This window comes from Streptomyces sp. WMMB303, assembly GCF_029351045.1.
Taxonomy (GTDB): domain Bacteria; phylum Actinomycetota; class Actinomycetes; order Streptomycetales; family Streptomycetaceae; genus Streptomyces.
In genome coordinates this window covers 5,382,506-5,395,578 of record NZ_JARKIN010000001.1, presented here as the reverse complement: position 1 = coordinate 5,395,578, position 13,073 = coordinate 5,382,506, and the positions used below count along the sequence as shown (strand labels likewise).

Genomic DNA, 13,073 nt, shown 5'->3' with positions numbered 1-13,073 from the left:
AGACATGTCCGAGGTTGTGCGCGTGGTCGAGGAGGCCGCGGCGAAGCTGAACCTGACCACTCTCGCGGGACTTGACCTGGCCAGGTCGGTTTCGCTGGTCGAGGCGATCAACACGGAGCTGGGGACGAGCCTCTCCAGCGGGGTGGTCGCCGACCACCCCGACACCGGCCGGCTCGCCGCACACGTGGAGTCGGTGCTGGCCGCGCAAGGCCCCCAGGAGGAGGTGGCGATCGTCGGGCTGCACTGCCGTACCGGCGGCGCCGCCGGTACGGAGGAGTTCTGGGACCTGGTGCGGGAGGGCCGCGACGTCACCCGGGAGATCGACGACCCGGTCGCGGTGCGGATGTTCCAGGAAGCGTTCCCCGGCGCGGCGCTGCCCCGCTACGGAGCGATGCCGGACACCGACGCGTTCGACCCGGGGTTCTTCCGGATCGCGCCCACCGAGGCCGCGGCCATGGACGCGGCCCAGCGGGTGCTGCTGGAGTCCAGCTACCACGCCCTGGAGGACGCCGCGATCGACGCCGCCACCCTGCGCGGGCAGCGGGTCGGCACCGTCGTGGGCACCACCGGGCTGGCGCCCCAGGCCGAGTACAACGCGCACTCGCTGCTCGGCTCCGACACCAGCGTGATGGTCTCCCGGCTGGCCTACCACCTCGATCTGGCCGGCCCGGCCCTGGCGATGGACACCGCGTGCTCCTCGTCGCTGGTGGCCCTGGACCTGGCCGCCCGGCTGCTGCTGTCCGACGAGACCGACCTGGTACTCGCGGGCGGCGTCTACACGGCCAACCATCCGGGTGTGTTCCTCACCATGCAGAGCCTGGGCACCGTCTCGGGCACCCGCAGGTGCCGCCCCTTCGACGCGGCCGCCGACGGCATGCTGGTCGGAGAGGGCGTCGGCATGCTCGTCCTCAAACGGCTCTCCGACGCGCTGCGGGACAACGACCGGGTGCACGGGGTGATCCGGGCGAGCGGCACCAACCAGGACGGCCGCACCTCCGGCATCACGGCCCCCAGCACCCAGGCGCAGGCCGGACTGCTGCGCGGCGTGCTGCGCCGCAGCGGCGTCGCGGCGGAGGGCCTGGGCTACTTCGAGGCGCACGGCACCGGCACCACGCTGGGCGACCCCATCGAGATCGCGGGCATCACCTCCGCCTTCGACGGGCTCACCGACCGTACCGGGTACTGCCCGATCGGCTCGGTGAAGGCCAACATCGGCCACACCATGGGCGCCGCCGGTGTGCTCGGTGTCATCAAGGTGCTGTTGAGCATGCGGGCCCAAGTGGTGCCGCCCGCGGCGAACTTCAGCACCCCCAGCCCGCACATCGACTTCTCCGCTGCGCCGGTCCGGGTGGCCACCGAGGAGTCCGCGTGGGCGCCGGGGCCGGACGGCCGCCGGCACGCCGCCGTCAGCTCCTTCGGCTACAGCGGCACCAACGCGCACCTGGTGCTCTCCGACCTCCCCGCTCCCGCGCGGCCGCCGGTCGCCCCCGCCGGGCGGCACCTGGTGCCGCTCTCGGCGCGCAGCGAGGAGCGGCTGCGGGCCAAGGCGGCCGAGTTGGCCACCGCGCTGCGCGGCCCGCTGGCCGGTGCCGACCTCGCCGATGTGGCCTACACCCTCCAGGTCGGGCGGGAGGCGATGGCGCAGCGGGCGGCCGTGGTCGCCGACTCCACCGCCGAGCTGGCCGACCGGCTCGAGGGAATCGCGGCGGGGGAGAGCACCGAACCGGAAGGCCTGGCCCCGCCGCTGGCCGAGCCCGCCGCGCAGTGGGCGGCCGGCGAGCCGGTGGCCTGGGCGCGGCTGCACCTGGGTGCGGCGCCGCGCCGGATCGGACTGCCCGGCTACCCTTTCGAGCGCCACCGCTACCCGCACGTGTGGGCCGACGGCACCCCCATCGAACGCCCCACCGACGGCTCGGCACCGATGTCCCCGGCCTCCTCGGCCGACGGTGCCCGCGGCGGAGGTCCCGGGCAGCCCGCCGAACCCGTCGAGGAGACCGCGCCCGGAGTGCCGTCCGTGCTGCCGGAGCTGGACGCCGCCGCGGCCGCGCACCTCGCGGAGCACCCGGACCGCACCAGCCTGCGGGCCGCGCTGGAGGCCGAGGAGCTGGCGGACGAGCTGGCCGCGCTGTGCGAGCAGCTGCTGCTGGCGTCGCTGCGCCGGATGGGCGTCTTCGCCGCGGCGGGGGAACGGTACACCGTCCGGGAACTGATCGGGCGGCTCGGCGTGGTGGCCGAGCACCACCGGCAACTCGCCGGGCTGGTGCGGATCCTGGCCGACGCCGGGCACCTCGCCGAGGACGGCGACGGCTTCGTCACCACCGAGCTGTGCGCGGCGACCACCCTCCAGTGGGAGGAGACCGAGGTGGACCGCCTCACCGGCGGGCTGCTGGAGCGCAGGCCGGAGATGGCGGGCTTCGCCAAGCTGCTCACCACCTGCCTGGACGCCTATCCGGACGTGCTGACCGGCAAGCGCAAGGCACACGAGGTGCTGTTCCCCGACGGGTCCTTCACCGCGGTCGAGGGCGTCTACCACAGCGACCAGGACGCCAACGCGCTCGTCGCCCGGCTGGTCGCCGACTACACGGCCGCCCGGCTGGAGCGCGACCCCGAGGTGCCGGTGGCGGTACTGGAGGTGGGAGCGGGCACCGGGGGCACCACGGCCTCGGTGCTGCCCGCACTGGCCCCGTACAGCGACCGGCTGCGCTACACCTACACCGACATCTCCCGCGGCTTCACCCGCTACGGGGCCGACCGCTACGGCAGCGAGCACGACTTCCTGGACACCGCCGTACTGGACATCGAACGGCCCGCGGCGGCCCAGGGGTTCGCCGGGGGCGAGTACGACGTGGTGCTGGCCACCAACGTGCTGCACGCCACCGCGCGCATCGACCGCACCCTGGCCAACGCGCGGTCCCTGCTGCGGCCCGGCGGCATCCTGATCCTGCTGGAGGTCACCCGGGTGCAGCCGTTCCCGACCCTGACGTTCGGGCTGATGCCGGGCTGGTGGTCGTTCGAGGACACCCGGCTGCCGAACGGGCCGCTGCTCAGCGCCCCGATGTGGCGGCAGGCGCTGGAGCGGGCCGGACTGGGCTCGGTACGGGCCTATTCGCTGCTGGCCACCCGCGAGGACCGGGCGCTGGAGTCGGTACTGCTGGCGGAGAACGCGGGTGCCACCGACGTCGCCGCACCGGTCGAGCCCGCGGCCGCGACGGCTGCGGCGCCTTCGGACCGGCGTGTCGCGCCGGCTCCGGCACCGGAGGGCGGTAGGGCCGCGCCGGACACGGCGGAGGGCGGCGCGCTGGAGGCCATGGTGGCCGAGGCGGTTGCCGAGGTGCTCGGGCTGGCCTCGGTGGCGCCGGCGGACGACTTCCACGAGCTCGGCGGCGACTCGATCCTCGCCACGCAGGTCATCTCGCGGCTGCGGGACCACTTCCCGATCGAACTCGACCTCGGCGGGCTGTTCGAGGCCGGGACGGTGGCCGCGATGGCCCGGCTCGTCGAGACCGAACTGGTCGACCGGATCGACGAACTCCCCGACAGCGTCGTCGCCGACATGCTCGCCTGACCCACGCCCCCGGCCCCCACCCCACCGAACTCGGCAGAAGGAGCACTCCCCATGTCATTGGACGAGAAGGCCGGCGCGGGCAGCGATCGGCTGTCGCCGCAGAAGCGGGCGCTGCTGGCCAAGCTGGCCGGGGGCCGTCGGCAGCCGGGGTCAGCGGCGGGCGGCGGCATTCCCCGGCGCGATCCGGGGGTCCGGCCCCCGCTGTCGTTCGCGCAGCGCAGGCTGTGGTTCCTCGACCAGATGGTGCCCGGCAGCCCCGCCTACAACGTGGTGATGACCTTCGCCATCAGCGGCCCGCTGCGCCCGGACCTGATCGGCCGCGCCGTGGACGAGATCGTGCGCCGGCACGAGGCGCTGCGCACCACGCTGCCGGACGAGGACGGCGAACCGTGGCAGCGTGTGGCCGAGGAACTGACCGTCCCGGTCGTCACGCACGACCTGCGCGCGGAACCCGAGCGGCTGGACGCCCGGATCGCCGAACTCGCCAGGGAGCCGTTCGACCTGGCCGAGGGGCCGCTGCTGCGGGTCGTGCTCTTCCGGCTGGCCGAGGAGCGCTGGGTGGTCTTCCTCAACGCGCACCACGTGGTCGTCGACGGATGGTCGCTGGGGCTGTTCTGGGAGGAGCTGCTGACCCTCTACGACGCCTACGACGCGGGCCGGCCGTCCCCCTTCAAGGAACTGCCCATCCAGTACCCCGACTTCGCGCTCTGGCAGCGGGAGCACCTGAGCGGCGAACGGCTGGAGAACCAGCTCTCCTACTGGCGGGAGCGGCTCTCCGGCATCACCGAGCACCTGGAACTGCCCTTCGACCGGCCCCGCCCCGCCGTGCAGAACTTCGAGGGCGGCGACGCCGAGTTGGTCTTCCCCGGCGCGGTGCGCGACGGGCTCCAGGAGCTGGCCCGCGAGCAGGGCGTCGGCCTGTACACGGTGCTGCTCGCGGCGCTCCAGGCACTGCTGCACCGCTGGACCGGGCAGCGCGACATCCCGGTGGGCTCACCGGTCACCAACCGCACCCACACCGACGTCGAACCGCTGATCGGCTTCTTCGTCAACACCCTGGTGCACCGCACCCAGGTCAGCGGTGAGCAGACCTTCGCCGACCTGGTGGCCGCGGTGCAGGAGGGCGCCTCCGGCGCGCAGCGCAACCAGGAGGTCCCGTTCGAGGCGATCGTGGAGGATCTGCGGCCCGAGCGCTACCTCAGCCAGAACCCGCTCTTCCAGGTCTGCTTCAACTTCCTGCCGGCGCGGCCGCTGCGCTCCCCGGCCGGACTGACCGTCGAGCGCATCTCCGGCGTACGCAACGCCACCTCCAAGTTCGACCTGTGGATCAGCATCGTCGACCGCAACGACGACCTGCTGGTGGAGGTCGAGTACAACTCCGCGGTGTTCGACCACGCCACCGTCGACCGGCTGCTGGCCGCCTACCGCACCGTGCTGGAGGCCGTGGGGCGGGACGCCGGCACCACCATCGCCCGGCTGCCGGTGATGACCGACCAGGAGCGGGCACGGATCGAGGACGAGTGGGGGCCGCAGTCCGGCACTGTTCCCGTGCCCGCCGAGCCGGCCCACGAGCTGTTCGCCGAGCACGCACGCCGCGCACCCGACGCGGTGGCGGTACGGCACGAGGGCACCGGCTTCACCTACCGCGAGATCGACGAGCAGTCCGACGCGCTGGCCCGCGTCCTGCGCGACCGGGGCGTGGGGCGCGGCACGCTGGTCGCGCTGGCCACCGAGCGGGCACCGGAGCTGGTCTCGGGCGTGCTGGGCATCCTCAAGGCGGGCGGCGCTTATGTGCCGATCGATCCGGCCTACCCCGCCGAGCGGATCCGGTATCTCCTCGACGACAGCAAGGCGCGGATCGTCGTCACCCAGCGGCACCTGGCCGACCGTCTCGCGGCCGGCGGCGCCGCGGTGGTGACCGTCGAGGGTCATCCGCCCGCGGCGGCACCGGGGCGGCTGCCCGGCGCGGGGCCGCAGGATCCGGCGTACGTCATCTACACCTCCGGATCCACCGGCAGGCCCAAGGGCGTGCAGGTCAGCCACGCCAACCTCACTCGGCTGTTCGCGGCGACCGACCACTGGTTCGGGTTCGGTCCGCAGGACATCTGGTCCCTGTTCCACTCCGCGAGCTTCGACATGTCGGTGTGGGAGCTGTTCGGCGCCCTCACCCACGGCGGCACCCTCGTCATCGTCCCCCACGCGGTCAGCCGTTCGCCGGAGGACTTCCTCCGGCTGCTGCGCGAGGAGCGGGTGACCGTCCTCAGCCAGACGCCGCTGGCCTTCCGGCACCTGATCGCGGCCGAGGAGGCGGCGCCGCCGGGCGAACTGGCCCTGCGCCTGGTGGTCTTCGGCGGCGAGGCGCTGGACGTACCGGGGCTGCGCCCGTGGTTCGACCGGCACGGGGACCGGCAGCCCCGGCTGGTCAACATGTACGGCATCACCGAGACCACCGTGCACGTCACCTACCGCGAGATCACCCGGGCCGACCTGGAGTGGGCCTCGTCCGGGTCGCCCATCGGCGTCCCCATGCCCGACCTGTCGGCGCGGGTGCTGGACGGCTACGGTGAGCCCAGCCCGATCGGGGTGCGCGGCGAGCTGTACGTGGGCGGCAACGGGGTGACCCTGGGCTATCTGGACCGCCCGGAGCTGAACGCCGAGCGGTTCGTCGAGGGCCCCGGCGGGCGCGAGTACCGCTCCGGGGACCTGGTGCGCTGGCTGCCCGGTGGCGAACTGGAGTACATCGGCCGCGCCGACCAGCAGGTCAAGATCCGCGGGCACCGGGTGGAGCTGGGCGAGGTCGGCGCGGCGCTCGCCGAGCACCGCGGGGTACGGGAGGCCGTCGTCCTTCCCGACGCGGACGGCAACCGGCTCGTCGCCTACGTGATCCCCCAGCGGGACGCCGACGCCGACCCCGGCACCGAAGCCGACGGAGCCACCGACACCGTCGACGCCGCCGGTGACGGCGACCGCGGCGTGGAGTGGCGCGAGGTGTTCGACCGGGTCTACGACGAGGGCCCGGCCGTCGAACCGGGCTTCGACATCCGCGGCTGGAACAGCAGTTACACCGGCGCGCCGCTGTCCGCGATGGACATGTGGGAATGGACGACCAGCACGGTCGACCGCGTGCTGGAGCTGGGCCCGGAGCGGGTGCTGGAGATCGGCTGCGGCACGGGCCTGCTGCTGTCCCGGATCGCCCCGCACTGCGCCGAATACCACGGCACCGACATGTCCGCGACGGCCGTCCGGAACCTGCGCGAGACCGTGGTCGAGCCCCGGCCCGACCTGTCGGGCGTCGAGCTGCACGTGCTGCCCGCCCACGACCTGACCGCGTTCGCAACCGGACAGTTCGACACCGTCGTCATCAACTCGGTGGTCCAGTACTTCCCCGACCCGGCCTATCTGCGCGAGGTGATCGCGGGAGCGCTGCGGGTCGTCGCCGACGGCGGCACGGTGTTCGTCGGCGACGTACGCGCGCTCCAGGTGTTCGACACCTTCCACGCCGACGTCGAGCTGCGCCGCGCCGACGCCGCACCCGGCGCCGCCCAGGCGCGGACCCGGATCCGGCACGCCGCCGCGCAGGACCGCGAACTCGTCCTGGATCCCGCCTTCTTCGACCTGCTGCGCCGCGACCATCCCGAAATCAGCCGGGTCGAGACGCAGCTGCGGCGCGGTGAGCGGGACAACGAGATGAACCGCTACCGCTACGACGCCGTCCTGCACACCGGAGCGCCGGTGGCCCAGCAGGTGCCCGGCACCGTGCTCGACTGGGCGGCGGACGGGACCACCCTCGCCTCCGTCGAGGAGCTGATCCGCACCCGCGACCCGGAGGCGGTCGTGGTGCGCGGTGTGCCCAACGCGCGGCTGGCCGACGTCGTCGCGGCGCGCGCCGCGCTCGACCGGGCCGGTCCCGAGGACCCGGCACCGGCACTGCCCGCCGACGGCGCCGGGCCCTCCGACGGCGGCGCGGTGCACCCGGAGCGCTGGTGGCGGCTGGCCGGACGGCTCGGCCGCACCGCCCGGCTCAGCTGGACGCCGGGCGCCGACGACGGCCGCTACACGGTGCTGCTCGCCACTCCCGGCACGGCCCGGCAGTGGATCGCCGACCGGCCGGCCGAGCACATCCGCGCGGAGGACACCTCGACGGACCCGGCGTTCGCCCACACCGCCGCTGCGCTCCTGCCGCAACTGCGCGCGCACCTGAAGGACCGGCTGCCGGACTACATGGTGCCCTCGTCGTATGTGCCGCTGACCCGCTTCCCGATCAACACCAACGGCAAGCTGGACCGCACGGCCCTCCCCGAGCCGCTGCCCGAGCTCGCCGACGACACCGAGGACGTGGTCGAACCGGCCACCGGGACCGAACGCGCCCTCGCCGAGATCTGGCAGGAGGTGCTGGGCGCAGGCCGGGTCGGTGCGGGCAGCAACTTCTTCCAGCTGGGCGGTGATTCGATCCACACCATCCGCGTCGTCACGGCCGCCCGCAAACGCGGCATCGAACTCACCCCGCAGATGCTTTTCCAGCACGGCACCCTCGGCGAGCTGGCCGCGGCCGTCACCGCGGAGGCCGAACCGGATCGAGCCGAGTCCGCCGGGCCGGCGGACGCCGTGGACGCCGGCGGCGATCCGGCCGCCGGCGTGCTGGACCGGCTGCGCGCCGACCCTGCCGTGGAAGCCGTCCACCCGCTGGCGCCGTTCCAGTCGTGGGCGCTGCGCACCCTGCTCGACCACCCCACCACCGGCGCCTTCCAGGTGCACCGGCTCACCCCCATGCCGCGCGGGATGGTCGACCCGGCGGTGTTCAGCGCGGCGGCGACCGAACTGGCCCGCGCCTACGAGGCGCTGCGCACCTCCTTCGTCTGGGAGGGCGTCGAGGAGCCGATGCAGGTCGTGCACCGCGAACCCCGGGTCGAGTTCGAGTACGCCGACTGGCGGGAGCTGTCCCCCGGCGAGCAGGACGCCGAGCTGGAGCGCCACCTGGCGGCCGACCGGGAGCGCGGGGTCGACCCGGCGGTACCCGGGGGGCTGCGCTACTTCGTCGCCGACCTGGACGAGGAGCACTGCCTGATGGTGACCAGCCTCAGCTACCTGTGCCTGGACGGCTGGTCCTACGACATCATCGCCCGCCAGTTCGATGCGGTGATCGCCGATCTGACGGCCGGGCAGACCCCGGCACCCGAGACCGGCCTGCGCTTCGCCGACTTCGTCGCCGAGACCCGCGCACGCGACCGCGCGGCCGAGGCGGACCACTGGCGCCGCGCACTGGCCGGACTGAGGGAACCGGTGGCGCTGGCGCCCGCCGTTCCCGGCAACAAGGTGGGAGCCGAGGAGGGCTACGGCCGCCAGTGGATCAGCCTGCCCGACGACCTCGCCGCCGGGCTGCGGGCCCTGGTCCCGGAACGGAAGACCACGCTCAACACGCTGTTCCAGGCCGGGTGGGCGCTCACCGTCGGAGCCTTCACCGGGGACGGCGACCGGGCCGACGTCGCGCACGGCATGCTGCTCAACGGCCGCTCCGCCGCGCTGGAGGGCCTGGACACCATGGTCGGGCCCACGCTGAACATCCTGCCGCTGCGCACCCGGATCGACGGCGCCGAGCCCCTCCCGGAACTGCTGCGCCGGGTGATGGCCGACATGGCGGAGGTCGCGGCCCACGAGTACACGGTGCTCGACGAGGCCCTCGCACACGGCGAACTGCCGCCCGGCCAACTGCCCTGCGAGAGCTACCTGGTCTTCCAGAACGTCGGGATCGACACCTCCGAGCGGTTCCCGCCGGGGTACTACGTGACCCGGATGGGTTTCCCGCTGCGGGTCGACGTCTTCCCCACCAGCACCATGACCCTGCACATGTCCTACTACCGGGACCTGTTCACCGACGAGACCGTCAGCTTCCTCCTGGGTGCCTACGCGGAGGTCATGCGGGCCCTGCTGGACGCCGGGGAAGCCCCGGTGCGCGACCTGCTGGCCGCGGCGCGCCGGGCCACGGCCCCCGCCGGCCCGGTGTCCGGCTTCCGGGAGGGGCGCTTCGTGATCAAGGACATCCTCGCGCTCGCCGGAGGTGAGCAGTGAGCACCCCGACCGTCTTCATGTTCTCCGGCCAGGGCTCCCAGCACTTCGGGATGGGCGAGAGCCTCTACCACCAGGAGCCGGTCTTCCGCACCGAACTCGACCGTCTCGACACCATGGTCGCCGAACTGCTCGGCCGCTCGGTGGTGGCCCAGCTCTACCACGGCGGTCGGGTGGGGGAGCCGTTCGTCGACACCCTGGTCACCCATCCGGCGATCGTGATGATCGAGCTGGCCGCGGTCGAAATGCTGCGCGCGGACGGCATCGTGCCCGACCTGCTCCTCGGATCGAGCCTGGGCGAGTTCACCTCGGCCGCGGTCTCCGGCGTGCTCACCGTCCCGGAGTGCCTGCGACTGGTCGTCGAGCAGGCCAGGGCGCTGGAGGGGCTGCCCCCCGGCGGGATGCTCGCCGTGCTCGCCGACCCCGGCCTGCATGAGCGGATGCCCGCGCTGCGGGACCACACCGACCTGGCCGCGCGCAACGGTCCCGAGCACTTCGTGGTCTCCGGGGCCCAGGAGGGGCTGGCGGCCGCCGAGGCGGCGCTGCGCGCCGCTGAGGTGCCCTGCCAGCGCGTCTCGGTCGAGTACGCCTTCCACTCGCGGCTGCTGGACTCCCGCCGGGCGGCCTGCCAGGAGCTGCTGGCAGGCCTGGAGCTGCGGGAGCCGCGCATCCCCCTCGTCTCCTGCGCCACCGGGGAGCCGGTGGCGCGTCCGACGGCCGAGCACTACTGGCAGGTGGTGTCCGGTCCGATCGAGTTCGAACGCGCCGTCCGGGGCCTGGAGCGGACCGGCCCGCACCGCTACCTCGACCTGGGCCCCTCCAGCACGCTGCACAACCTGACCACCGCACTGCTGGGCCCCGCGCGGGGCCGCTCGTATCCGCTGCTGAGCATCTTCGGCCACGACAGCCGGCAACTCGCCAAGGCCCGGGACACCTTCCGGCCCGCGGCCGGCGCCGTACCGAGGGCCGTCCGGCCCGCCCCGTCCGTCCAGTCCGCCCCGCCTGTGGCGGAAGGAGCTTCGATGCAGGTCGCCAAGGTATACGGGTTCCCGGGCCAGGGCTCCCAGTCCCAGGGCATGGGCGCCGAGCTGTTCGACCGGTTCCCCGCCGAGACCGCCACTGCCGACGCCGTCCTCGGCTACTCCGTCCGCGAGCTGTGCGAGCACAACCCGCAGGGCCGGCTCCGGCAGACCGAGTACACCCAGCCCGCGCTCTACACCGTCTCGGCACTCGCCTATCTGGCGCGCCTGGCGGAGGATCCGGCCCCGCCGGACTACCTGGTGGGGCACAGCCTGGGCGAGTACGCGGCACTGTTCGCCGCCGGAGTCTTCGACTTCGAGACCGGACTGCGCATGGTCGCCCGCCGCGGGGAGCTGATGGGACAGGTCGCCACCGGCTCGATGGCCGCCGTCGTCGGCTGCGACCTGCCGGCCGTCGAGTCGCTGATCGCCGGGATCGACGACGTCCACATCGCCAACATCAACGCCGCCGACCAGATCGTGCTGGCCGGCTCCGACAGCGGCCTGGACGCCGTCAAGCCGCTGGCCGAGGCGGCCGGGGCCCGCTACGGCAGACTGCGGGTGGGCGGCGCGCTGCACTCCCCGTTCGTCTCCGAAGCCGCCGAGGAGTTCGGCCGGTTCCTCGCCGGCCTCCCGCTGAAGGAACCGCGGATCCCAGTGATCGCCAACGTCGACGCCCGGCCGCACGACGCGGCGGGACTCGTCCACCGGCTCACCCGGCAGATGGACCACCCCGTCCGGTGGCTCGACTCGGTCCGGTATCTGCGGCAGCGCGGCCCGTTCGAGTTCGTCGAGCTGGGCCCGGGCCGGGTGCTGCGCAACCTGGTGGCCCGGATCGAGAAACAGGCGTCCGCGGAGGCGCCGGTGGCGGACTCGCCCGCTGCCGGTCCGCCCGCGGCCGCCGCACCGGCCGCCGTACCCGAGGTGTCCCGGGTGGAAGCCGGGTCCGCGAGCGGTCCCGCGCACGAGCCCGCGCCCGTCCCCCCGGACGGACCGCGGGAAGCTCCCGCGGCCGCCGGGGAACCCGGGGCCGCTCCGGCCCCCGAACCGGCGGATCCGGCTCCCGGGGCGAGTGGTGCCCGTCCGGCCGCTCCGGCCCCGGCCGGGGCCGGAGCGGCGAGCACGGCAGGATGGGCGGACCCGGACGGGACCGCGGAGTTCACCAATCTCGGCGCCGCCTCGTTCCGCGAGCGCTACGGACTGCGGCACGCCTGCCTCGCGGGCTCGATGTACGGCGGGGTCTCGGGCCCGGATCTGCTCTCCCGGCTCGCCAAGTCGGGCGGTATGGGCTTCTACGGTGCGGGCGGCCTCACCCCCGCCGAGGTGGAGAGCGGACTCGGCACGGTGGTCGCCGGGCTGGGCCGGGACAACCCCTACGGGGCGGCGCTGCCCTACCAGCAGGCCGACCCCGAGCGGGAGCTGGCGCTGGCGGAGCTGTATCTGCGGCTGGGGGTACGGGTGGTGGAGGCGTCCGGCCACCTGGAGATCACCCCCGCGCTGGTGAAGTTCCGGCTCAAGGGCGGAGCGGTGCTGGCGAAGGTGAACCGCACGGACCTGGCGGAGCAGTTGCTCTCGCCCGCACCCGCGGACGTGGTGCGGCACCTGCGTGAGCACGGACACCTCACCCATGAGGAGGCGGCCGGTGCCGGCTCGGTCCCCGTCGCGACGGACCTGGTGGTCGAGGCCGGTGCCGGGTGGCTGAGCAGCCCGGCGAGTGTGGCCACCGTGCTGCCCTCGGTCCTGCGGCTGCGCGACCGGCTGACCGCCGGTGCGCGGCAGCGGGTGCACGTGGGCGCGGCGGGCGGGATCGGTACGCCCGAGGCGGCTGCCGCCGCGCTGTTCATGGGCGCGGAGTTCCTGCTGACGGGATCGGTCAACCAGTGCACCGTCGAGGCGGCCACCAGCCCGCACACCAAGGACATCCTGCAGAGCCTGTCCGTACACGACGTGGACGACGCGCCCTGGCCCGAGATGTTCGAGCTGGGCGTGCGGAACACCGTCGTCCGCAAGGGGGTGTTCTACCCGGCCAAGGCGGCGAAGCTGCACCAGCTCTGGCGTGCTCACGACCGCTGGCAGGACATCGACTCCGGTACCCGGGACGAGATCGAGCGGCGGTACCTGCGCCGTCCCTTCGCCGAGGTGCTCTCCGAGGTCGGGCCGAGCGGCAGCCCGAAGCAGGACATGGCCGCGGTCTTCCGGAGCTACCTCGTCCAGGGGCTGTCCCTGGCGCGGCAGGGCGACGCCACCCGGAAGGTCGACTACCACATCCCCTGCGGTCCCGCGATGGGTGCCTTCAACGACTGGGTGCGGGGTACCGAACTCGAACCCTGGCAGCGCCGCAACATCGATACGATTACCGAACATCTGCTCGGCGGCACTGTGAAGTTGCTCGACGCGCGACGGCGCGAGCCCGTCCGCTGACCGGC

3 protein-coding genes are annotated in these 13,073 nt (G+C 73.7%); all 3 read left to right on the top strand.

Features of this window, described 5'->3' with window-relative positions; translation table 11 throughout:
- The first annotated feature begins 4 nt into the window (after positions 1–4).
- The 3 genes from P2424_RS23610 to fabD are packed head-to-tail and all read left to right on the top strand — an operon-like array spanning position 5 to position 13,068.
- Entirely contained in the window at positions 5–3,565 is a 3,561-nt protein-coding gene (locus tag P2424_RS23610; RefSeq protein WP_276477734.1) for a beta-ketoacyl synthase N-terminal-like domain-containing protein, read from the top strand.
- Positions 3,566–3,616: 51 nt separating this feature from the next.
- Positions 3,617–9,631, top strand: a complete 6,015-nt coding sequence (locus tag P2424_RS23605) for a non-ribosomal peptide synthetase (RefSeq protein WP_276477733.1) — start codon at positions 3,617–3,619, stop codon at positions 9,629–9,631.
- On the top strand, positions 9,628–13,068 hold the full coding sequence (gene fabD, locus P2424_RS23600) for an ACP S-malonyltransferase (RefSeq protein WP_276477732.1): 3,441 nt from the start codon (positions 9,628–9,630) through the stop codon (positions 13,066–13,068). Before P2424_RS23605 ends, fabD begins: the two co-directional genes overlap by 4 nt.
- Positions 13,069–13,073 lie beyond the last annotated feature (5 nt).